The organism is Thomasclavelia ramosa DSM 1402, assembly GCF_014131695.1.
Lineage (GTDB): Bacteria > Bacillota_I > Bacilli_A > Erysipelotrichales > Coprobacillaceae > Thomasclavelia > Thomasclavelia ramosa.
In genome coordinates this window covers 407,645-431,507 of the sequence record NZ_CP036346.1, presented here as the reverse complement: position 1 = coordinate 431,507, position 23,863 = coordinate 407,645, and the positions used below count along the sequence as shown (strand labels likewise).

Sequence of the window (23,863 nt, the reverse complement as noted above, 5' to 3'; positions counted from 1 at the left end):
GGGCTAAAATGGATGAAAATGATTACATATCTTTAAGAATTGATAATCAAATAGACTGGTACGATAAAAAATCTATTAAATATAAAAAATGCCATAATTTTATTACAATATGCAGCATATTTGTTTCTACATCTGGATCAATGATAACTATTTTAGGATATATTTTTACTGATTTAAAGATCGCTTTCTCTATTTTTGGGGCTATGGCTGGATTTTCAGTTGCCTTTATGCTATCACTAGATAAATTAAAAGATTTTCATGAACACTTTCTTACATATAGAGCAACTTGTGAAAAGTTAAAACAAGAAAAATATTTATTTCTAACAAAATCTAGTGATTATTATCAAAATGATCAAGCCTTTAATTTATTTGTTGAACGCTCTGAAAGCATCATGGCAACAGAAAATCAAAATTGGGCTCAACTAAATGAAAAAAAGAGGGATTAACCTTCTTCTATTATAATATCATAAGTTTTCTCAAAAATTTCTGGTTTACAGGGATACCGTTCACCATTGACACCAGTAATAATCCAATCACCTTTTTCAGCCTTCATTCTACCTTCTAAAGTATCTATATAGAAAGAATGATCTGTTTGATATGCATCAACTAGTATTGGTTTTTTACGCACTTTATATTTTGTCATATGAACCACCTCTTTGTTTATATTATAACCAAATTCATTTTAGAAAGGAAGTGAAATTTATGCCATCATTAAAAACCTATGATCTTTTTATCAGTCATGCTTGGTTATACGGCGATGATTATGATAATTTAATTAATTTACTTGATAAAGCTTCTTACTTTTACTATAGAAATTATTCTGCTCCAAAAGAAAAACCATTAGCGATATCAAACAATGCTTTTGATTATCAAATCAAAGAAGCGATTGATAAAAAAATAAAACCTGTAAATTGTGTAATTATATTAGGCGGAATGTACGCTCACAGAAAATGGATGAAATACGAACTTGAAGCTGCTAAAAAACTTAGAAAACCAATTATTATAGTTGCTCCCCGTGGACAAGAACGTATGCCGATAGAATTACAACAATATCCTGTTGTGCGTTGGAATACAGATTCAATAATTACTGCGATAAGACAGTTATCAAGATAAAAATTCATAAGTCCTAACAGGTAAATCATAAAAAAACTCCACTGCTACCAACAGTGAAGTCGAATGAAGTACTACCAATACTTCATATTTATAAAAGACTCAACCAAAAGTCCTTTTACGTGCTTAATTATAACACCTAAACACGTCTAAGGCAAATATAGAAAGGACGTGTTTTTATTATGGCTAGAAAGCAGACTTTTAAGCGCAGGCCGAACAAAGCAGGAACAGTAATAAAACTATCAGGTAAACGAAGACGCCCCTGGTGCGCTAAAATAACTACTGGAAAAGATATTATTACCGGTAGGCAGATACAAACAGTACTGGGAACCTTTGAGACCTGGGATGAGGCTGATGATGCTTTGACTTTATACAGGCTTGGTCAAAAAAATAAGATTACTGATACGGAAGCTGAAGCACTTGCACCCGATACATTCCAGAAGCTTGTTGATCAGCGTGAAAAGAATATGCCTACCTTTAAAGAAATCTTTGATATTATATATCAGGAAGAATTGTGCACATTATCGAAAAGTGCTGCTCAAGGTTATAGATCGTGGATTAAACATTTTAACAGTATATACCACCACAAGATCAGTCAAATAAGTCTGGCCGATCTGCAGGAAATATTTGATCGTGATAAAGCTGGTTACGGTACAAAAGTACATATGAAAGTTTTAGTTAGCAAAATATTTGAATATGCAGTTATTCACAAATATATAAATCGTGACGATGATTACACTGAATATATAAAATGCGGCAAAGCAAAAGAAAGCACTAAACATTATGCTTTCTCAAATGACGAAATAAGAGTATTGATGAGCGATAACAGCGATACGGCTAAAATAATACTTATTTATATTTTCACCGGTTTAAGAGCAAATGAACTGCTGAATATCCCGCGTAAAAATATTTGTTTAAACACAGAATTCCCCTATTTAGTATCTGGATCAAAAACTGATACAGGTAAAAATCGAGTAATTCCCATTCATACTTTTATCGAACCTTTTGTTAAACAGCTGTTGATGAAGAAAAAGAAAAGAATAATTGACTGTACCTACTATCAGTTTTCATCTATGTTCTCCTCTTTTTTAACTAATCATAATATGAAGCATACAATACATGATACTAGGGATACATTTGCAACATTATGTCAGTCTAACAACGTTGATCTGTTTATAAGAAAACGTATTCTTGGTCACAAAATGAAAGATATAACCTTTGATACTTATACATCTACCGTAATTGAAACACTATATAAAGAAATCAACAAAATCAAGGTTCCTAAGTCTTGAATTTTTGTTACTTATTTGTTACTTACGAGGTACATTTAACTGCTTCTAATCGCTTGAAACCCTTGATTTATCGTCAATAAGATGGATAGATATTTTCAAGTCTTGAAAAAACAAAACATTTATTTGAATAAACGTGTATGCTTTATGTGTAAAATAAATATACGGAGGAAATAAGATGGAAAAGAAACCTGTAAAAATTGTAACAATTGGTGGAGGTAGTAGTTATACTCCTGAATTAATGGAAGGATTTATTAAAAGATATGATGAACTTCCAATCAAAGAAATTTGGTTAGTAGATATTGAAGCTGGTAAAGAAAAACTAGAAATCGTTGGTGCTATGGCACAACGTATGTGGGACGCTTCTCCTTACGATGTTAAAGTACATTTAACTTTAGATCGTCGTGAAGCTTTAAAAGATGCTGATTTCGTTACTACTCAATTCAGAGTTGGTTTATTAAACGCTCGTATTAAAGATGAAAGAATTCCATTCTCTTATGGTATGTTAGGACAAGAAACAAATGGAGCTGGAGGAATCTTCAAGGCATTTAGAACAATTCCTGTAATCCTTAGCATTGTTGAAGACATGAAAGAATTATGTCCAAATGCATGGTTAGTAAACTTCACAAATCCTAGTGGTATGGTTACTGAGGCAGTTATGAAATATGGTAAATGGGATCGTGTAATTGGTTTATGTAACGTACCAGTTGGGGCTATGATGGCTGAACCAGAAACAATCGGAACAACTTTAGATAAATTAATTTATAAATTTGCTGGATTAAACCATTTCCACTGGCACCGCGTTTTTGATTTAGACGGTACAGATGTAACTGGAAAAATCATTGATGCAATGTATGAAGGTAAAGATTCTGGTATTCCTGCAAATATTCATGATATCCCATTCTTTAAAGAACAATTAAAACAAATGAATTTAATTCCTTGTGGATATCATAGATATTACTATCGTCAACAAGAAATGTTAGCTCATGGGCTTGAAGAATATAATGGAATTGGAACTCGTGGACAACAAGTAAAACAAACTGAAGCAGAATTATTTGAATTATATAAAGATCCAAATTTAAATTACAAACCTGAACAATTAACTAAACGTGGTGGTACTCACTATTCAGATGCTGCATGTGAAACTATCGCATCAATCTATGCTAATAAAAATACTCACCTTGTTGTAACTACTAAAAACAATGGTGCTGTACCTGATCTTCCTGCTGATTGTGCTGTAGAAGTATCTGCTCATATCGGTTCAGCTGGAGCTTTAGCTATCGCTTTTGGACCATTAGAACCTGCTCAACGTGGTTGGTTACAATGCATGAAAAATATGGAATTATGTGTTGAAGAAGCTGCTGTAACTGGTGATTATGGATTAGCTTTACAAGCATTTATCTTAAATCCACAAATTCCTTCTGGTGAAAATGCTAAACGTGTTTTAGATGAATTATTAATTGCTCATAAAAAACACTTACCACAATTTGCTGATAAGATCGCTGAATTAGAAGCAGCTGGTGTTACAGTAAAAGATGAAATCGCTAGAGATTTAGACTAAATAAAAAATTCGTGAATTTGATATGATCTCTCTAAAATAGACAACTTAAATAAAGTTGTCCATGAAAAGAGGGATCTTTTCTTATGGCACGTAATATACAATAAAAAAAGATACAAGCAGTTTTAGAGTATAAGAACAGAATTAAAGAAATAAAACAAATAATAATTCAAGAGCATTTAAATAGTAAAGATTCTTTGAGAGATTTAAGCAATAAATACAATACTCATTCTTCTTCATCTTTATGAAGTTGGGCTATCAGTTATAATAGTCACTAAAAATTAACAGATTATGATCCTAAAGGAGATGTCTACATGACCAAATCAAAAAAAGCAACATTAGAAGAAATAATTAAAATTGTATAATATTATTTAGATTATGAGAAAGAATATAAATCAGCAGCTGAACTTTTTGAGGTTTCTTACTCACAAGTATATCAATGGGTAAAGAAATATTTAGAATTAGGTGAAGAAGGTCTAAAAGACAGTAGAGGTAAGCGCAAAGAGGAATCACAATTAAATGAGTTAGAAAAATTACAATATGAAAACGAACGTTTAAAACACCAATCTGAACTTAAAGAAAAAAATATTATCTTAAAAAAGTTGAAGGAAGCTAATATTACTCAAAGTATGTCAAGAGTTGGAAAATGTATCGATAACGGTTCTGCTAAAAGATTTTGGAGAATTATTAAAAGTGAGATGTATTATCTTAACAAATTTAATTCTTTCAATGAATTAAAAAAAGCAATTGAAACTCATATTGACTTCTACAATAACGAAAGATTTAATAATAAGGTACCAATGAAAGTACGTTTAGAAGCTCTAAATGGTACTGAAAATCCAGCACAATATCCTACCAATAATTCATTAAATTACGCAATGGTATAATAAAAGATGCTTTACCAAATGGAAAAGCATCTTTTATTTTGTTATTTCTTATTTCTTGTTGGTTTGTACATCCCACCCGGTGAATAATTATCTGCATATTTTTTAGATACTTTTTTCACTAATGAAACTACTTTTTTCTTTATAGCCATGTTTTTTCACCTCCATACTTACACCTGTAAAAAATAAAGTAAAACCAATTATCATGCTTAGTCGTGGTTCTATAGGATAAATTAATCCAATCACAGCCAGACATCCCCAAAAAATTAATTTACTTATTTTCACATTCCGTGCTTCATGATTTTCTTGCCACATAAATGCTTTAGCAGCAATAAGTATTGCCATAATTAGAAGATAGCTATTTTCAAAATCCGCAAAATAGAGCGTACCAAGATATAACAAAGTCGTTAAAAACATACAGCGATAAAAACTATCAGCATGATAACCGTCTACAAATGTCCGTAATCCAACTAATGCAATAATAAATATTATTGTTTCTAGTACCATATTTCTAAAAATGCCGATTGCTAACAACAAAAAAAATAAAATCATTTGAGTCAAAATGAGTTCAATACCAAATCTTACTTCATCAATTTCATCCTCAGTCACATTATCAACATCTAATAAAAATATGCTTATTTTTTCACAAAAACGTTTCATATCTATCCTCCATGTCCATTATACTATTAAATCTTCCTAAAAATATTTTCAATGTACTAACCGGTCCTATTTTGTTATTAAATACTTCTAAAAAAATTAAAACTTTGTGCCGGACAATAGCACAAAGCTTTAAAAAAAGAGATTAGATTATTAATTCAAACTTCTATCCAATAGACGTTTGTGAGAAATAGCTATAAATATTACTTGCGGCCATGTAGTAATATTATAACTTGGAGATTATGTATAGAAAGACAATACTTTTTATTTTATTATTATTACATCTCTCCCATAATCTATTATACTACACAACTTAACAGCTTGCGGTTTTATCCTTTTTTTCTACACTAACGGTCAATATTATGACATAAACGGCTTTTTAATTATCAACATTCAGTAAAATATCGCAATGCACCTTGTTATTTTCATAGAAATATTCCATTGTTCCATGATAGGTTTCTACAACCTCTTTAATGATTATTAATCCTTTTCCATGATCTCTTCCTTTTTTACTTTCATAATTAAGAGGTCTATTAGTCGAATTTATTATGCTGATCAAAAGCATATTGCCTTTACTAAAAATTTTGATTTCAACTATCTTCTCCGCTGTTTTTAAAGCAGCTTCAGTAGCATTATCTATCAGATTAAATAATAGAGAACATAATTTGTCTTGAGCAATATTAACATTGCGATCAATCACTGCATCTACAACATAATTAACTTCATCGTTATTGCGAATCTTCGCATTTAAACAAGCATCTACAAAAATATTTCCCGTACGTATCAATTTAACTGGAGCATTTAAATCTTCTTTAATTGCTTTTAAATATTGGTTAGCGACTGATTCTGTTTCGACTACTTCTTCTAGGACTTGTAAATGATTATTAATGTCATGCTTAAACTTATAAAGACGTTCTTGTTCTTTTTCTAATTCACTAATATGACGGCGAGTTGTAGCATATGAATAATTTGCTAACTCTAACTCCTTATTACGTAAATACATACGGGAAGAATTGATGATATAATTATTTACCAAAATCATTTGAACACCTGCTAAGATCAATATAAAAAAGATATAAATATCCCCCTGTTCAACTGATAATACGTTTAAAATCAGTACAATAATCACTTCAACAATATTGATCAAACAAAACGAATATAAAAATTTTTTAGGTAACTGATGTTCCACAAAATCACGTTTTTGAACCGCATATTTGCATATCAATGCTGATGATATATAGTTTCCTAAAGGAAAAACAACTCGCATACTCCCCCATACGATATCCAAATATGTATTGTCAAAAATTTCTAGCGCCACTGCAATCATAACTGAGCCGACAATAATTTGAATTGAATAATAAATTGTAGTGATAAACAAATTATTAAGCCTAAATCTCTTAACCAATACCCCACAATAAATAAAATCCAAACTAATACACATTAAATTACCAATTACATATAACCAGCCATTATGTGGTGAAGTATACGTAACAATATTCAAAACAAACGTATAACTTAATATAACCATAATATTTCTAAGCATGTTTTCTTTACGAATATATGGATAGGTTAATGAAATAACATAACTTAAAGCAACAACATATATCAATGTATATAAATACTCAATAAAAAAATTAATCATCACTCTTTGATCTCCTGCATTAAAAGATTAAATACATCTTTTTTTCTTCTTCTACTAATTTCTAGCGATTCATCAATACCTTTTAATTTTAAAATATATCCATTCATCGAAACAACCATATTAATATTGATTATCTGACTTTTATTTATTTGGACAAAATTATCTGGTAAATACTGATTAACTTCTTCAAGCGTCATATAAGGAATATAGAAATTATTATCATTAGTATAAAAATGTAAGTATCTTTTTACTGATTCGATATAAATAATATTTCTACTTCGAAAATGAAAAATCTCTCCCTTTTTCTTGATCCAGATATCATCATTTTGTTGTCTACGATTTATCGCTTTAAGCAAGGTTGGCGTTAACTTTGTTTCTAATTCTGATTTAAGTAAATATCCTGCTACATTAATATCAAACGCCTCCTGCATTTTATTTTCATAATTAGTTATGTATATTATGATCGTATTTTGTTTCAATAATTTTTTTGCTACCTGTATTCCACTCATTGTTGGCATATCGATATCTAATAAAAGAATATCAAAGTTTTTACCACAATTAAAAAACTCTTCAACATCTTGAAAAAGTTCAACTGTATATGGTTCCTTAATTCTAGCCTCCTCTACATACCCTCTGATTCTAAGTAGCATTGACCGCTCATCATCTAGTATACCTATTTTCATCTTTACACCTCATTTATTTATTATACTTGATAAAACCTTTTTTGACTAATTAAAAAAGGCCCTTAGGCCTTATCCTGTTGCTTTTTTTCATAGTAATTTCTTACCAGCACTTGTGTTTTACGAATATGATTTTGAATTTTTTCTTTAGCTAAATCCTTATCACGAGCTAAAATTGCCTCATAAATTTCTCGATGCTCCTGTGCTGCTGAAATTAAACGATCCGGTTGACGAATTGAATGCCTTGAAGTTACATGAATATAATAATTAATATCTGTTAATAATTGCTCAAAATACTTTGATTGGGTACAACGATAAATAGCCTCATGAAAAGCAATATTAATTTCATTAAACTTCTCTTGATCACCTTTTTCAGCATAAAATTCCATTAAATCATACACTTCTTTTATCTTTTCAAGTTCCTCATCATTAATTCGCTCAATTGCTAATTGGATTGCTAGCCCTTCTAAAGCATAACGAATTTCCAACATATCATCGATATCACGATGAGAAAACCCTAGTACATAAACTCCTTTATTAGGAATACTTTTAACCAAACCTTCTAATTCCAACTGTTTTAGAGCCTCACGAATTGGAGTTCTAGAAATATTCAACTCTTTAGACAAAGCAACTTCATTTAATTTTTGTCCTTGAGTATATTCCTCATTTAAGATTTTATCACGCAAAACGGTGAAAATTTTATTTCCAAGCGACCCATGTCCGGTATTTTCTAATAAATTCTTTGTCATTGTTTAACCTAACTTTCTGATGATGGCTGCGGTGAACTCGTCTGTTGAAGCACTACCCCCAATATCAGGTGTTACAATAGTTCCTTCTTCAACTACAGCTGCTAAAGCCTCACGCAATTTATTAGCATCATCTAATTTCCCTAATGCCTCTAACATTAATGCAAATGCTAATAATAATGCACTCGGATTAGCGATACCCTTACCAGCAATATCTGGTGCACTTCCATGAACAGCTTCATAAATTCTAAATTCATCACCAATATTCCCACTTGGTGCAAATCCTAGACCGCCAACTAATCCAGCACATAAATCAGAAACAATATCACCATATAAATTTGGTGCAACTAAAACATCAAAAGTTTCTGGACGAATTACTAATTGCATACACATGTTATCAACAATAACCTCTTGTGGCTCAATATCTGGATAATCTTTAGCCACATCTCTAAACGCTTCTAAAAATAATCCATCTGTATATTTCATAATATTCGCTTTATGAACTGCTGTTACTTTTTTACGTCTATTGTTCTTAGCATATTCAAAAGCATAACGACAAATCTTTTCACTCGCTTCACGAGTAATTAATTTAATTCCATTTGCCATATTTGGATTGATCATATACTCAATCCCTTTATATAAATCTTCGGTATTTTCACGAATCATAACCAGATCAATGTCTTCATAACGAGAATTGATTCCTTTAAATGATTTGATTGGACGAACATTAGCATAAGTTGCAAACTGTTGTCGCAAGGCAACATTGACACTTCTAAATCCCGTTCCAATCGGCGTTGCTGTCGGACCTTTTAAAGCCCATTTATATTCTTTAATAGCATCAACAAGTCCTGGTTCAAAAACTTCTTTCGTTGTAGCTGCATATTCAGCACCAGCCTGATATTCCACCCATTCAATGTCAAGCTTCATCGCTTTAGTGATATCAACGACACTCTTTGATATTTCTTTTCCAATTCCATCACCAGGGATTAAAACAGCTTTCATTAAAATTCACCTCCCAATTCTTTAATTGCATTTAATAAACCACCGTAATTAATCATTACTTTTTCACGAGGTGATAATGTTAATTCAGCCTCGATTGAATCATTAGTAGTTTCATTAATTACTTTTACTTTACCATTATGTTCAACAACATCTTTGATATTAACGATTTTATAACTATCTTGGTCATTGAAGAAATCTTGGTCTTTAGCTTCAATAACTAAAGGTAAAATACCATTATTAATTAAATTGGAACGATGAATTCTCGCAAATGATACTGCAAAGATTGCTTTAATCTTTAAATAGTTTGGTACTAAAGCCGCATGTTCACGGGAACTTCCTTGACCATAATTATCACCACCAACGATGAATCCCCCATTATTAGCAATTGCACGATCATAGAATTCAGGATCTACTTTACTGAATGAAAATTTTGCTAAATGTGGCACATTTGAACGATATGGCAATAATTTGCTATCTGAAGGAACAATATGATCTGTCGAAATATTATCACCAACTTTTAAAACAACTTTTCCACTAATTTCATCTGTAATTTTTTCTCCACGTGGAACCGGTTTAATATTAGGTCCCATATATACTTCATTATTTTCGTCATATTCATCAATGAAGAAATTTCCATTTTTAATAAATGGGGTATTTGGCACCTCTTCTAAATACATATCATCTTCAAATTCTTCTGACATGTACCCTTTAATTGCGCTCAATGCCGCAATTTCCGGTGATACTAAGTATACGCTTGCATCATTTGTTCCTGAACGTCCCTTGAAATTACGATTAATCGTTCTTAATGAAATCCCTTTTGAGAGCGGTGCTTGACCCATTCCAATACATGGTCCACAACCACATTCAAGAATCCTTGCTCCAGCTTGAACCATATCAGCTAATGCTCCATTTTGTGAAAGCATCGCAAGAATTGAACTTGATCCTGGCGCAATAACTAAAGAAACATGATCCGCAACTTTGCGTCCTTTTAAAATCTTAGCTGCCTTCATCATGTCAGCAAAAGATGAGTTAGTACAACTTCCTATCACAACTTGATTTACTTTCATTCCTTCAAGTTCTTTTACTGGTACTACCGCATCTGGACTATGAGGCTTAGCAGTCATTGGCACTAATGCACTTAAATCAACATCTAATTCTTGATCATATGTAGCATCTTCATCAGCTTTCATTTCAATGTAATCATCTACTCGCCCTTGTTGTGCTAAATATTCTTTTGTTCTTTCATCGGTCGGGAAAACTGATGTAGTGGCTCCCAATTCAGCCCCCATATTACAAATCGTAGCACGATCAGTCAATGATAATGAAGCAACTCCATCTCCCGTATATTCAATAATCTTATTAACGCCACCCTTAACCGTTAATTGCTGAAGAATATATAAAATAATGTCTTTTGCACTTACCCATGGTGCTTTTTTTCCAGTCAAATTAACTTTAACAACACTAGGACATTGTAAGTAATATTTACCTGTTGCCATCGCTACTGCGACATCTAATCCCCCTGCCCCAATAGCAATCATACCCATTGCTCCACAAGTTGGTGTATGTGAATCTGATCCAACTAGAGTCTTTCCTGGTTTTGAGAAGTTTTCTAATTGTAATTGATGACAAACTCCATTACCTGGTTTTGAAAAAACAATCCCATGCTTTTTAGCCACACTGCGGATAAATTCATGATCATCCATATTTTCAAATCCTGTTTGTAACATGTTGTGATCAATATATGCCACTGCTTTCTCTACTGCAACATGTTTAATATTCATTGCTTCTAGTTGAAGATAAGCCATTGTACCTGTTGAATCTTGTGTTAGTGTTTGATCAATTTGAATTCCAATTTGTTCTCCTGGAACAAGATTTCCATCTTTAAGTTTACTACTTAAAATTTTGTATGCTAAATTCATACCCATCACGATATACCCCCATTATTCTTATATTGCATACAATTATACAAAAAAACAATCTTGATTACAACCCTTTGGAACAAATTTTACCACAAGATGTACTAAAAATAAAACACTTTAATAAAAATCTATTATTTACTTGATTTAATCGAGTAATTTTTAATTACACTTTTTTAATAATAAATTTGTGAATTCCTAAAATAAAATATCTACTTTTCTTCTTAAAACAAAAGCCTTACTATAAATATCAATGAAAATATGTTAGAATACATTGGGTGATAAAATATGTTAATAGAATGTTCAAATATAACAAAATCATTTCAAGGGATTCCCTTATTAAAAGATATAACCTTTAAAATTGATGATCATGATAAAGTCGCAATTATCGGAGTTAATGGTGCTGGTAAAACTACTATTCTAAAAATTATTGCGGGCGAAGAAAACTATGATAGCGGTGACCTTTTTTGTAATAAAGAATTAACACTAGGTTATTTAAAACAACAGCATGACTTAGCGATGGATAAAACAGTTTACGATGTTGGCCTTGATGTTTTTGCACCATTGATCACAATTGAAAATAGACTACGTCAATTAGAGAATGAAATGACAACTGATCATAGTGAACGTATTTTAAATGAATATGATCGTCTAACTCAATCATTTCATGATAAAGATGGATATAGTTATCCCAGTAAATTAACCGGCGTTTTAAAGGGACTGGGCTTTAGCGAAGAAGAATTCAATTTAAAAGTTTCAATGCTATCTGGTGGTCAAAAAACACGTTTAGCTCTTGCTAAAATGCTGCTTCAAGAACCAAAGCTATTGTTACTTGACGAACCTACTAACCATTTAGATAATAGTGCTATTAATTTCTTAGAAGGATATTTAAAAAATTATCCTCATGCAATCATCACAGTCAGCCATGATCGTTACTTTATTGATCAAGTTTCTAATAAAATTGTAGAAGTCGAAAATGGAAAATCCAAAAGCTATAAATGTAAATATAACGAATATTCAATTTTAAAGAAAAAGCAAAGAGCTGTTGATTTAAAACATTATTTAAATCAACAAAAAGAAATTAAAAGAATTCAAGAGAGTATCGATACACTAAAATCATATAACCGTGAAAAACAAGTTAAACGAGCCGAATCTAAAGAAAAGCAGTTAGCTAAAATTGAACGTATTGACAAGCCTGAGAACTTGCCAGATACAATCACGATTAATTTTAAACCAAAACGTGAGTCCGGTTTTGATGTTTTAAAAATAGAGAACCTAGCTGTTAAATTTGATGAAATTTTATTTAAAAACATTGATATCGATATAAAAAAACAAGAGCGTATTGCTCTTGTCGGGGATAACGGTGTGGGTAAAACAACTCTTTTTAAAACTATCCTCGATCAGCTAAATGCTTATCAAGGTAAAATTAAATTTGGTAGTAAAGTAGACCTTGCTTACTATGATCAAGAACATAGCACACTAGCAATGGATAAAACTATTTTTAATGAAATTAGTGATAATTTTCCTAAGATGACTAATACTGAGATTCGCAACAGTCTTGCCTTATTTAACTTCAAAGGCGATGATGTTTTTAAAGAAATCTCTTTACTTTCTGGTGGTGAAAAAGGACGTGTTGTACTTACTGAAATATTATTAAAACAAGCAAATCTTTTAATTTTAGACGAACCAACCAACCACTTAGACATTGCTTCTAAAGAAGTTCTTGAAGATGCCTTAAACCAATTTGAAGGAACAATCTTCTTTATTAGCCATGACCGCTATTTCATTAATAAAGTAGCAACTCGTGTGATCGAATTAACGAGCACAAAAGCCATCAGTTACGATGGTAATTACGATACTTATTTAAATCATAAAAGCGTTGCTAAGCCGCTCAAAAAAGAAAATGTTGATTATCTTGATATGAAACAGCAAAATGCTCTTTATCGTAAACAGCAAAATAAAATAAAAAAGATAGAAACTAATATTTCTATACTAGAAACCAAGATCAACACTTTAACTGAACAGCTTCATAGTGAAGAAGTTCTAAATGATTATCAGAAATATAATCAGATCAATGATGAAATTTCCGAATTAGAAAATCAGTTAAATACTTTAATGGAAGAATGGGAAGCCCTGCAATAAGGGCTTTTTATATTCTTTTAACTCCAAGAATACAATAATTTTCATCTACACCTGAGCCTTCACAATCAACATACTCAACTTTTACTACACAACTGATATTTGTTTTTCCTAGTTTTCGTAAAGAAACACAATCCCCCTGCTCAATTCCCTCTTCTTTACAAACAACTAAATGGTTAATCACACCGTTACAGATTTTATCAAAATATTGGCTGTCAACCTGTAAACTACACATACTAAAACTCCTTTCAAATCTTTAAATATTGTTTATAGTGATCAGATCCATCAATTTCTTCAATTCGTATCTCAATCGTTTTTTCTAAATCCTCTACAATTGTTTTTTCATTAACCAGATTTTTTTGACTAATCCAAGACTGATATAGTGGATAAATTATAAATCTTAATGTTAAAGCAATTGATAACAATCCGAAATCTATTGATACACCTAATATTAATGGTTTAAGTAACATTCAACCATACCTCCTAGTATTGCCATTCACTCATGCTTTGATACTATCTAAATCACAATAACTAACACATATATATGCTCTAAATAATTTATTATGTCAGTTAAATAAAACATTACTACTATACTTAACCATATATTGCATTACTTTTTTGTCTAATCTAGTGGAAATAAAAATACTTTAATTCTTCAATCCAAATATTTAAATAAAAAAAGAGCAAAATAATTAAATATCCTGCTCTTTTCTATTAACCGTTTAGTAATTTTATTTAATCGATTTCTTTACCAGATCCAGCTCTTTGCTAATTTCCAATAATTCCTTAATTGCAATTTCTAGATTTTGTCTTGGGTGCTCTTCTAAGGACTTCTTAGTCGTACTAATTCTCTCGGCTATGTTTTCTAAACTTTCCATGTTAATTCTCCCTTTTTCTTTATTCTACCATTTTACTATACTCTATCATGCCATATTTTTGCAGACCATATCAGACTATGATAAATTAAAAAAATGTCCAATTTAAGCTACATTAATTTAAATTAATAATAATAACTTTCTTGCTCTCCATGATAATATACTTTTGATAAAGAAATATACAAAAATCTCTTACGATTACAATTATAACAAATTCATCACATTAGTCCAAGATAAAAAAATTTTTCTCTAGTTTATAAAATAAAGCAATTATTAGAATAAAATGCATATTTTTCATTTTTAAAGGTTATATTTAGCCAATATGTATTACCCTTACACTTAGTAAATCTTTGATTTTACCATCCCTCTTTAGTGCTTTTTTCATATTTTGGAAAACGGTTCCATTTACATTACTTTAAGGTATAATAAAGCCGTAAAAACAAGGAGGAAATAAAATGTTACACAAAAAACTAAAACCATTCCCAAGTGATTTTTTATGGGGAGCTTCAACATCTGCTTATCAAGTAGAAGGAGCTAACTTAATCGATGGAAAAGGACCATCTTGTCAGGATGTCAAAAAAGTACCTGAAGGAACTTCAGAACTTGATGTGTGTGCTGATCAATATCATCGTTATAAAGAAGATATTGCATTGATGGCAGAAATGGGATTCAAGACTTATCGTTTCTCTATCGCTTGGACAAGAATTTTACCTAATGGAACTGGTGAAGTCAATCCAAAAGGAATTGAATATTATAATAATGTTATTAATGAATGTTTAAAATACGGTATTGAACCATTGGTAACAATGTTCCATTTTGATATGCCGGCTGCTTTAGATGAAAGAGGAAGCTGGGGTAATCCAGAATCGGTTGACTGGTTTGTAAACTTTGCAAAAGTTATGTATGAAAATTATGGTGATCGTGTTAAATATTGGCTAACGATCAACGAACAAAATATGCTGACTTTAGTTGGACCGGTAATTGGTACATTACACTTGCCGGAAGGATGCACAAACGAAATCAAAGAAATCTATCAGCAAAACCATCATATGCTGGTAGCACAAGCTAAAGCAATGGCATTATGCCACGAAATGATTCCTGGAGCAAAAATCGGACCTGCACCAAATATTTCATTAGTTTATCCTGCTTCTTGTAAACCTGAAGATGTTCTAGCAGCACAAAACTATAATGCTATAAGAAACTGGTTATATTTGGATATGGCGGTTTACGGTGTATATAATAATTTAGTTTGGGCTTACTTAGAAGAACATGATGCCTGCCCAACATTTGCACCTGGAGATGCTGAAGCATTGAAAAATGGACATCCTGATTTTATTGGTTTCAACTATTACAATACTGCTACTTGTGAAGCTAGTGATGGAACTGAAACAATGGATCCTGGAGCTGATCAGCAAACTGCTCGTGGTGAAGCCGGATTCTATCGTGGATTTAAAAATCCTAATTTACCAACTACTGAATTTGGATGGGAAATTGATCCAATGGGATTCCGGGCAACAATCCGTGAAATGTACTCACGTTATCGTCTGCCAATGATCGTTACTGAAAATGGACTAGGAGCATATGATAAATTAACAGAAGACGGTAAAGTACATGATCAATATCGAATTGAATATTTAAGAAAACATCTTGAACAGGTACAATTAGCAATCACAGACGGTTGTGAAATGATGGGATACTGTCCATGGTCAGCAGTAGACTTGATTTCAACACATGAAGGTATGGTCAAACGTTATGGATTTATTTATGTAGACCGTGAAGAATTTGATTTAAAAACTTTAGATCGTTATCGTAAAGATTCATTCTATTGGTACAAAAAAGTTATTGCCACTAATGGTGATGATTTATCAGATTAATTTAATCTTAAAAAGTCTTCTATAGAAATCTATAGAAGGCTTTTTTGCTAATAAATATAGTATTATAACAACATGTTTTCTATTTAATTTAAGTAAATTTGCTAATCTACAATCTTTTCAAATACCGGGTCATAACTAACTAATTAATTATTGTTTCACCTTCTTGTTGCAATTATTTTAACGCTTCAATCACAATTTATCTATTATTCTGATCAACTGCCTAAGCCTGCTCACCCACCAAGATTTCTTCCTCTGAACATTTAATATCCTTATATCCTTGTAGTGTTTGTTTATATAAAGCCATTTTTATTTTTCCTTCTCATTTCCTTTTTCATATTCTAAAGCTAATTTTAAATCATATTCCATTATTTTATTTTCTATTAAGGCAAAACTTTGAAAAAGCAACTAATCATTTCCACTTTTCTAGCGAATAGCTTAATTTTTTTATCAAATAAAATAATATTCCCACTTGTTAATGAATTCAATCATTCCTTTAAAATAGGATTCGGATAGATATATTTAATGCTGATAATACAGCAATAAAAAAACAATCCCTCTTTATCTATATCTGAATAATGAGATAAAAAGCAAGAAAAATAACTTTTATTTAATGAAGACATCATGTTTTTAATACTAAAATTATTATTCCTATATAATAATAAAAGAATCGGCTGTAACCAATTCTTTTATTCTACATCTTCTTCATATTTAATAATTTCACCAGTATCTGCATTAATTTCTAATTCATATTCCTTATTACCATTTTTAATCTCTATCTCATATTTTTTAATTCCATCATCGTCATCATAATCTAACTCTGTTTTTATTAAGTAACCACCACCAACACGATCAAAAGCGATTTTTTGAGCTTCCTCTAAAGAAACAGCCGTATTAACAGGAGTAATCGGAGTAACTGTTCCATCAACTGGATTAGTTGTCGTACCTATATAATCATCATCTTTTTCCCGTTTTAATACCTTTCCACTATTTGCGTCTACTTCTATTTCATACTTTTCTGTATCAGTTATAATAGTAAAATCATAGTAAGTTACCCCATCATCTTTATCTTCTTTAGCCTTAAGGATTTTTCCTTCTACTTCTTTTAAAGCAATTTCTTGAGCTTCTTCCAATGTTAGGGCACTAACTTTTTCAGTACATCCAACTAAAGCTATTGTAATTAATACAAATAAAATTATTTTCTTCATAAATATTATCTCCTTTCAAAATCAATTGTAAAAATTGTATATTGATCAACTATACTTTCAACCGTAATTGCATAGTCATAATAGCTGCAAATTCTTTTAGCAATTGCTAAACCTAGTCCAAAATTGTTATTATTTTGAGCCCGTGACTCATCAGCCCGATAAAAGCGATTAAATATATAGTCTAATTTATCTGCTTCTATCCCAATCCCGTGATCTTTAACCATTAATTTTTGGTCAACATATAATAATTCAATTTTCTTTTCTTCTTCTCTTGAATATTTAATTGCATTATCAATTAAAATAATTAAAAGTTGTTTTAAATGTTCTATGCGCATCCATATCTTTGAAGTTACAGTTATTTTAATAATAAATTCAAATTCTGGGTGAACTTCTTTAAAATTTGTAATTACTTCATCAACTACTAAATTAAGATCAGTTGGTTCTTCACAATGAATATCCATCTCTCGGGTTAAATGAAGAAGTTCATTACACAATTGGATTAATCGCTCAACTTCATTACTAGTGACATTAAGTGAATTGCTAAGAATAGCAGGATCATCTTTTCCCCACCGCTCCAACATATCTAAATTTCCTTTTATAATTGCCAATGGCGTTTTTAATTCATGTGATGCATCACTTACAAATTGATTTTGTTGTAATAATGATCTTTCCACTTGATCGATTGTTTCATTAAATTCCTTGCCTAATAAAGCTAATTCATCATTTCCCTCAATAACAAGCCGGTGACTTAAGCCCTCATTTTTAATTTGTTTAATACTCTTTGTAAATTGATCAACAGTTTGTAAAAAACGTTTACTAATCATGAAACCACAGGCAATACTGGTAATCAATGCAACAATAATTAAAATCAAAAAGATTACAGCAACAATACTAGCTATGGGGGTTATCAAATCTTCATCCATTGCATAGATTCGTCCAATAATCAATAAATAATAACCCATATAAAGTAATAAAATCAAGCTAAATACTACGATCACTGTCATAATAATAATTGAAGTAGTACTAACTAATTGATGTCGTAGTGATTTAATTTTCATGATAAACGGTATCCTACTCCACGTACTGTTTCAATTTTAATTCCGGGAATTTTATTACGTAAATAACGGATATATACTTCAACGACATTTGTTGATACATCTTCATCATAACCCCAAACCTGATCTAAAATCTTATTGCGACTAACAACATCACCGCCATTTTGAACTAATAATGATAATAAATCAAACTCAGTCGTTGTTAAATTTACTTCATTATCTTTGAAAAAGACCTTGTGCTTACTTGGATCAATTTTAACTTCTCCATAACTATATTCAAGAAGTGCTTTTTGAAAGTTCATTCTTCTCAATAGTGCATTTATCCTCGCTAATAATTCTTCCATTGCAAACGGCTTTGCTAAATAATCATCTGCTCCAACTTGTAAACCATTGACCTTATCCATCACCTCATCACGAGCTGTAAGCATAATTACTGGCGTTTGTTTAATCTCTCGCAAGCGTCGACATACTTCGATTCCATTAATTCGCGGTAACATTAAATCTAATAAGATTAATTCATATTCTTGCTCTAAAGCTTTTTTTAACCCAACTTCACCATCATAAGCTTGATCACAACAATAACCTGCATGGGTTAATTCTAGCTTTAATAGATCTGACATATTTTTTTCATCTTCAATTATCAGTATTGCCATCTTCATCACTCCTTATATTCAAATCCAATTATCTTTCCACTTTTTGCACTAATATTTATCTCAATCAGTTCTTGCTGCTGATTCTCTATTTCAAGATGGTAAAATATTTGCATATGCTCATATTCAATTTGTGAAGATACGATAGTTCCTGGAAATTGTTTCAATGCTACAACATGTGCTTCACTTTTAGAATAATTAATGTTATTTAAAGTTGTATGTAATATATAGACACCAAAACAAATAACACTAATGACGATTATTATTATAGTTGTTATAATTTGTTTTTTATAAATAATCAGCTTTTCCATTCCCATCTTCCTTTCATCTATATCATAACCTATTTTGCCCGATTGTTGCTTAAAGAACAATAATAATTAAATAAGAATTTTCTCATTTTCTAAAAATAAATAAGTGTGATCTAAAATCACACTTACTCAAACAAAGCAAATTCTAAATAATAAACTAGATCATGAAACATTCTAGTATTAAAGCCATAACAGCTGCAATCATCTATTTCTCCATCCCAATCATTATTTAATCGTTCTAATAACAGCGGTACCTCTGTAACATCTAAATTAACTGTTACAAAAAACTCACTACAATCTTTTTTTCCAGCATACTCACGACTCGGTGAAATTGAAAAATTAGGATTTATTTGTAACAACAAATCTTTAATCATTTGATAATCTTTTATATCTTCACTTTCAATAATTACATATAATCTCGCTAACATATAACCACCTCTTTCCTGCCTATTTTATCATAAAATATTGTTTAGATAAAAGTATGCTATTAATTAATTTTATTCTGATTATATTTACTAATAAATATGTTAAGATAAAGTAAAGAGATATATTTGAAAGCTGGGATAATTATGGATGAATCACTAATTACGATCATTGGGTTTATTATTGGAGGCCTATCTATCTTTATTTATGGAATCAATCTTATGAGCGATGGCCTCAAAAGTATTGCAGGATATCATATCCGTGAGTATATTGAAAAATATACAAGTAATCTTTTTACCTCAATTTTAGTGGGTACTTTAATTTCTGCAATCCTCCATTCTAGTTCTGCTGTTACAGTTATTTCAATCAGTCTGGTTCGGGCCGGATTAATGAAGTTGGAACAGGCTATAGGAATCACGATTGGAGCGAATATTGGGACTTGTGTGACTTCAATAATGATAGGCTTGAATGTGGAACAATTTGCTTACTATCTTGTCTTTATTGGGGTTGTAATCATGTTTTTAGCTAAAAAAAAGACGATTGGATACATCGGCAAAGTTGTTCTGGGCTTTGGACTAATTTTTGTTGGTCTACAAATAATGAGTGATCAAATGATAGCCTTTGCTAAAGAACCTTGGTTTACAAGTATCATGACAACGTTAGGAAAAAAACCATGGTGGGCACTTCTAGGTGGAACTATAGCAACAGGCATCATGCAATCATCTACTGCTGTTATCGGTGTAGTCCAAAAACTTTTTACAACTGGTTCAATCACTCCTGCTGCTGGTGCTGCATTTATTTTTGGGGCCAACATTGGTACTTGTATTACTGCGGTTATTGCCGCTTTAGGCGGATCTATTTCAACTAAACGAGCTGCCTGGTTTCATGTTGTTTATAATCTAGCAGGTGCAATAATAGGAATGCTCGTTTTAAAACCATTCGTTAATTTAACTAATTGGGTCAATTTGCTGCTAAACGGCAGTCAAGAAATGTATATTGCTCAAGTACACTTCATTTTTAATATAGCTTCAACTATTTTAGTTATTCCTTTTGTTCGCTATTGTGTTATTTTATTAGAAAAGTTAATTCCTGGGAATGATCATCATGATACGCTCATTGAAAATATCGATGAGCTAGATGATACTTTAATTGACAAACTTCCTGTCGGAGCATTAGCAGTTGCTAAAAAGAATACACTCCGAATGGGACGAAATGTTATAGCCAATATTAAATTATCTTATACTTATTTAATCTCTAAAAATAGTGAAGATTATGATGAAATTATCGAAATTGAAGCACTAATAGATAAATATGATTCTCGTTTATCCAAATACTTGTTAAAAATTGCTCAACAGCCCACATTAGCAAAAAAGCAAACTAATGAATACTTTAAAAATTATCAAATTATCAAAAATCTTGAACGAATTGGTGACATTGTTAGTAATTTAGCTAATTATTACAAACTTGTTTACGATGAAAAAGGTAAATTTTCTAACGAAGCAATCGATGATTTAAATAAAATGTATAAATTAGCTTTAGAAATGGTCCAAGATGCTCTAGATATTTATGAACACGATAATGCAAATAAACTTCTTTCTTCTTTAAACAAAAAAGAACATACTTTAAATGCTTTAGAAATTGAGTGTCGTCAAAATCATCTAGTCCGAATGCGTGACGGTATTTGTGAAGATAATATCGCTGCTTCTATCATCATTGATATTATTTCTAGTATTGAACGAATTGGTGATATTGCTTTAAATACTGCAAATTCAACAATTACGGTATACAAAGATCATAAAGTTAAATATTTAAATGTTTGATTTTTACATAAAAAATTACTGGAATAACATCCAGTAATTTTAATTTATTGCATCTTTATCGGTTTCACCGGTTCTAATTCGCAAAGCACTTTTTAGATCATAACTAATTATTTTGCCATCTCCAGGATTCCCCGTAAATGCTGCGGTTTGAATTGCCTTGATTGTCTTCTTTTCCCAAACTTCATCACTTACTATAATTTCAAATTTAATTTTTGGTAACATATTTATTTCTACTTCATTACCTCTAATTACTTCACGATAGCCTTTTTGAATTCCACACCCCATAACTTGATAAACTGTAATCCCATGAACTTCAATTTTAGCTAAAGCTTCTTTAACATCCTCAAACTTATCTTCACGAACAAATGCTTCTATTTTAATCACAAATCACTCCTCCTTACTCTAATCCATTAAATGATGGGTATGCTGTCTCATTATGTTCAGACATATCTAACCCCATCTGTTCATCACGTTTATCAACTCGTAATGGTGTAAATAGCCGTACAACTCCTATACAAATTAAAGTACCTATCACAGCAACTACTATTGTTAGTAAAATGCTAATAATTTGTGCAATTAATAAGTTTGTATCTCCGAAGAATAACCCATTCCATCTAGCTACATCATTGATTGAAGTTTGAGCAAAAAGCCCCGTTGCAATACCACCCCAGATACCACCTATTCCATGACATCCAAATGCATCTAGAGCATCATCATATCCAAAATATTGTTTTGCTTTAGAAATCATAAAATAGCAAATTGGACTACCAACAAAACCAATAATAACTGCAGACCAAATCGGAACAAATCCTGCACCAGGAGTAATTGCTACAAGCCCGACAACTAGGCCGGTTACACTTCCCACTAAAGTTGGTTTATTAATTTTCCAAACATCCATCAACATCCATGATAACATTCCTGAAGCAGCAGCAACAGCAGTTGTCATAAAAGCGTGTATTGCTAATCCGTCAGCTTTTAAAGAACTTCCGGCATTAAAACCAAACCACCCAAATAATAGAAGGCTTGCACCTAGTACAACAAACGGAATATTATGAATACGATATTTCGCATGATCATAATCCTTACGTTTACCCAAGATAATACACAATACTAGCGCGCTTACTCCAGAACTAATATGAACAACATTTCCACCAGCAAAATCTACTGAACCAATTTCAGCCAAGAATCCCCCTAATCCCCAGACCATGTGAGCCATAGGATAATAGACGATTGTTGACCAGACAATTATAAAAATAAACAACGCTTTAAACTTCATTCTTCCCGCTACAGCGCCAGTAATTAAAGCTGGTGTAATAATTGCAAACATCATTTGAAATGCTGCAAAGCCTAAATCCGGAATCGTACTGGCATAATTACCTGGCGTCGTTCCTACATTACTCAAGCCCAAAAAGCTTAGATCCCCAATTATTCCTAGATGATCATTTCCAAACGCCAAGGAATATCCAAATAATATCCACATAACCATTGCTATTCCAATTACAAAAATTGAAGTCATCATCGTATTAACCACATTTTTTCTTCTAACCATTCCGCCATAGAAAAAAGCTAATCCTGGTGTCATCAATAACACCAATGCTGTACAGATTATCATAAATCCTGTATCTCCAGAATCAATCATATTTCTTCCCCCTTTATTTATGATTATATTGGAAGTATAGATGATATTTTTTTATTAAGCAAGATATTTTTTATCACTAATTATTTTCAGTTTACCTTGTCGTAAAAAAACATTGATATTATCATAGTTTTTTAATTTGTTAAAATATTGTTATTTTTATATATGATAAAAATAGTTATTGGCATATAAGTTTCCAATTAACTCGTTATTGTATATTAGTGCAGTTATTATTAATTCATTTAAGTTAAAAAACTATAGATCATTACAAGATAAAATTAAATAATTGTCATTTTTAAACTGTTTTTCCATAACCAACATAGAATGATTCACAAAATTATTTTTAAAGTATTCTTTTGAAATTAAAATCACTCCTATAAAAGTTATACCTGTG

General features: G+C 31.1%; 25 protein-coding genes and 1 pseudogene. 9 read left to right on the top strand and 17 right to left on the bottom strand.

Annotated features, from left to right (window positions below; all coding sequences use genetic code 11):
• Positions 1-8: 8 nt before the first annotated feature.
• Positions 9-446: a DUF4231 domain-containing protein gene (locus EYR00_RS02015; protein ID WP_003539197.1), complete on the top strand. Its 438-nt coding sequence runs from the start codon at positions 9-11 to the stop codon at positions 444-446.
• Here EYR00_RS02015 and EYR00_RS02010 read toward each other — a convergent pair.
• The gene (locus EYR00_RS02010; RefSeq protein WP_003539198.1) at positions 443-643 is read right to left on the bottom strand and encodes a hypothetical protein; all 201 of its coding nucleotides are present in this window, start codon (positions 641-643) and stop codon (positions 443-445) included. The two genes, EYR00_RS02015 and EYR00_RS02010, sit on opposite strands and share 4 nt — an antisense overlap.
• A 59-nt stretch (positions 644-702) precedes the next feature.
• Here EYR00_RS02010 and EYR00_RS02005 point away from each other — a divergent pair, with 59 nt between their 5' ends.
• The 5 genes and pseudogenes from EYR00_RS02005 to EYR00_RS01985 all read left to right on the top strand — a co-directional run bounded on the left by EYR00_RS02005 (position 703) and on the right by EYR00_RS01985 (position 4,844).
• Positions 703-1,113, top strand: a complete 411-nt coding sequence (locus EYR00_RS02005) for a TIR domain-containing protein (protein WP_003539199.1) — start codon at positions 703-705, stop codon at positions 1,111-1,113.
• Positions 1,114-1,292: 179 nt separating this feature from the next.
• Positions 1,293-2,402: a tyrosine-type recombinase/integrase gene (locus tag EYR00_RS02000; protein ID WP_003539202.1), complete on the top strand. Its 1,110-nt coding sequence runs from the start codon at positions 1,293-1,295 to the stop codon at positions 2,400-2,402.
• Positions 2,403-2,577: 175 nt separating this feature from the next.
• Positions 2,578-3,960 carry a 6-phospho-beta-glucosidase gene (locus EYR00_RS01995; RefSeq protein ID WP_003539203.1) on the top strand — a complete coding sequence of 461 codons (1,383 nt, stop codon included), beginning with the start codon at positions 2,578-2,580 and terminating at the stop codon, positions 3,958-3,960.
• Positions 3,961-4,340: 380 nt separating this feature from the next.
• A pseudogene (locus EYR00_RS16020) lies at positions 4,341-4,508 on the top strand (helix-turn-helix domain-containing protein); the annotation flags it as partial.
• A 51-nt stretch (positions 4,509-4,559) separates the two neighbouring features.
• Positions 4,560-4,844 (top strand): integrase core domain-containing protein, encoded by a 285-nt coding sequence (locus tag EYR00_RS01985; RefSeq protein ID WP_003539204.1) that lies wholly within the window; start codon positions 4,560-4,562, stop codon positions 4,842-4,844.
• Between the two features lie 102 nt (positions 4,845-4,946).
• Here EYR00_RS01985 and EYR00_RS01980 read toward each other — a convergent pair whose 3' ends face one another.
• The 6 genes from EYR00_RS01980 to EYR00_RS01955 all read right to left on the bottom strand — a co-directional run bounded on the left by EYR00_RS01980 (position 4,947) and on the right by EYR00_RS01955 (position 11,493).
• Complete coding sequence (locus tag EYR00_RS01980; RefSeq protein WP_003539206.1) at positions 4,947-5,501, bottom strand: accessory gene regulator B family protein; 555 nt, start codon at positions 5,499-5,501, stop codon at positions 4,947-4,949.
• A 376-nt stretch (positions 5,502-5,877) separates the two neighbouring features.
• Positions 5,878-7,140: a sensor histidine kinase gene (locus EYR00_RS01975; protein WP_003539208.1), complete on the bottom strand. Its 1,263-nt coding sequence runs from the start codon at positions 7,138-7,140 to the stop codon at positions 5,878-5,880.
• The gene (locus tag EYR00_RS01970) at positions 7,140-7,823 is read right to left on the bottom strand and encodes a LytR/AlgR family response regulator transcription factor (RefSeq protein WP_003539209.1); all 684 of its coding nucleotides are present in this window, start codon (positions 7,821-7,823) and stop codon (positions 7,140-7,142) included. The genes EYR00_RS01975 and EYR00_RS01970 overlap by 1 nt, the downstream gene beginning before the upstream one ends.
• Before the next feature lie 62 nt (positions 7,824-7,885).
• Positions 7,886-8,569, bottom strand: a complete 684-nt coding sequence (locus tag EYR00_RS01965; RefSeq protein WP_003539210.1) for a GntR family transcriptional regulator — start codon at positions 8,567-8,569, stop codon at positions 7,886-7,888.
• 3 nt (positions 8,570-8,572) lie between these two features.
• Complete coding sequence (locus EYR00_RS01960) at positions 8,573-9,568, bottom strand: isocitrate/isopropylmalate dehydrogenase family protein (protein WP_003539212.1); 996 nt, start codon at positions 9,566-9,568, stop codon at positions 8,573-8,575.
• Positions 9,568-11,493 carry an aconitate hydratase gene (locus EYR00_RS01955; RefSeq protein WP_003539214.1) on the bottom strand — a complete coding sequence of 642 codons (1,926 nt, stop codon included), beginning with the start codon at positions 11,491-11,493 and terminating at the stop codon, positions 9,568-9,570. The genes EYR00_RS01960 and EYR00_RS01955 overlap by 1 nt, the downstream gene beginning before the upstream one ends.
• 279 nt (positions 11,494-11,772) lie before the next feature.
• Here EYR00_RS01955 and abc-f point away from each other — a divergent pair, with 279 nt between their 5' ends.
• Positions 11,773-13,626 carry a ribosomal protection-like ABC-F family protein gene (gene abc-f, locus EYR00_RS01950; RefSeq protein WP_003539215.1) on the top strand — a complete coding sequence of 618 codons (1,854 nt, stop codon included), beginning with the start codon at positions 11,773-11,775 and terminating at the stop codon, positions 13,624-13,626.
• A gap of 7 nt (positions 13,627-13,633) precedes the next feature.
• On the opposite strand, the gene EYR00_RS01945 is transcribed toward abc-f, so the two are convergent.
• From EYR00_RS01945 to EYR00_RS01935, 3 genes are all read right to left on the bottom strand, one after another.
• Positions 13,634-13,858: a DUF3850 domain-containing protein gene (locus EYR00_RS01945; RefSeq protein ID WP_003539216.1), complete on the bottom strand. Its 225-nt coding sequence runs from the start codon at positions 13,856-13,858 to the stop codon at positions 13,634-13,636.
• A 13-nt stretch (positions 13,859-13,871) separates the two neighbouring features.
• On the bottom strand, positions 13,872-14,093 hold the full coding sequence (locus EYR00_RS01940; protein WP_003539217.1) for a hypothetical protein: 222 nt from the start codon (positions 14,091-14,093) through the stop codon (positions 13,872-13,874).
• A 261-nt stretch (positions 14,094-14,354) separates the two neighbouring features.
• Complete coding sequence (locus tag EYR00_RS01935; RefSeq protein WP_003539218.1) at positions 14,355-14,501, bottom strand: hypothetical protein; 147 nt, start codon at positions 14,499-14,501, stop codon at positions 14,355-14,357.
• 452 nt (positions 14,502-14,953) lie between these two features.
• Between EYR00_RS01935 and EYR00_RS01930 the strand changes: the two genes are divergently transcribed.
• Positions 14,954-16,372, top strand: coding sequence for a glycoside hydrolase family 1 protein (locus EYR00_RS01930; RefSeq protein WP_003537573.1), 1,419 nt, complete (start codon positions 14,954-14,956; stop codon positions 16,370-16,372).
• A gap of 686 nt (positions 16,373-17,058) precedes the next feature.
• Here the strand turns inward: EYR00_RS01930 and EYR00_RS01925 are convergent.
• The 5 genes from EYR00_RS01925 to EYR00_RS01905 all read right to left on the bottom strand — a co-directional run bounded on the left by EYR00_RS01925 (position 17,059) and on the right by EYR00_RS01905 (position 20,018).
• A complete protein-coding gene (locus EYR00_RS01925; protein ID WP_003539220.1) occupies positions 17,059-17,577 on the bottom strand; it encodes a PepSY domain-containing protein in 519 nt (172 codons plus the stop codon).
• Between the two features lie 5 nt (positions 17,578-17,582).
• Positions 17,583-18,635 (bottom strand): sensor histidine kinase, encoded by a 1,053-nt coding sequence (locus EYR00_RS01920; RefSeq protein WP_003539229.1) that lies wholly within the window; start codon positions 18,633-18,635, stop codon positions 17,583-17,585.
• Positions 18,632-19,285, bottom strand: coding sequence for a response regulator transcription factor (locus EYR00_RS01915; protein WP_008792340.1), 654 nt, complete (start codon positions 19,283-19,285; stop codon positions 18,632-18,634). Before EYR00_RS01915 ends, EYR00_RS01920 begins: the two co-directional genes overlap by 4 nt.
• Positions 19,286-19,290: 5 nt before the next feature.
• Positions 19,291-19,593 carry a PepSY domain-containing protein gene (locus EYR00_RS01910; RefSeq protein WP_009299439.1) on the bottom strand — a complete coding sequence of 101 codons (303 nt, stop codon included), beginning with the start codon at positions 19,591-19,593 and terminating at the stop codon, positions 19,291-19,293.
• 122 nt (positions 19,594-19,715) lie between these two features.
• Entirely contained in the window at positions 19,716-20,018 is a 303-nt protein-coding gene (locus EYR00_RS01905) for a hypothetical protein (RefSeq protein ID WP_003539236.1), read from the bottom strand.
• A 141-nt stretch (positions 20,019-20,159) separates the two neighbouring features.
• On the opposite strand from EYR00_RS01905, the gene EYR00_RS01900 reads away from it, so the two are divergent.
• Complete coding sequence (locus EYR00_RS01900; RefSeq protein WP_003539238.1) at positions 20,160-21,833, top strand: Na/Pi cotransporter family protein; 1,674 nt, start codon at positions 20,160-20,162, stop codon at positions 21,831-21,833.
• 39 nt (positions 21,834-21,872) lie between these two features.
• Here the strand turns inward: EYR00_RS01900 and EYR00_RS01895 are convergent, their stop codons facing one another.
• Positions 21,873-22,217 (bottom strand): P-II family nitrogen regulator, encoded by a 345-nt coding sequence (locus EYR00_RS01895; protein WP_003539240.1) that lies wholly within the window; start codon positions 22,215-22,217, stop codon positions 21,873-21,875.
• Between the two features lie 13 nt (positions 22,218-22,230).
• Positions 22,231-23,472 (bottom strand): ammonium transporter, encoded by a 1,242-nt coding sequence (locus EYR00_RS01890; RefSeq protein ID WP_003539242.1) that lies wholly within the window; start codon positions 23,470-23,472, stop codon positions 22,231-22,233.
• Between the last annotated feature and the right edge of the window lie 391 nt (positions 23,473-23,863).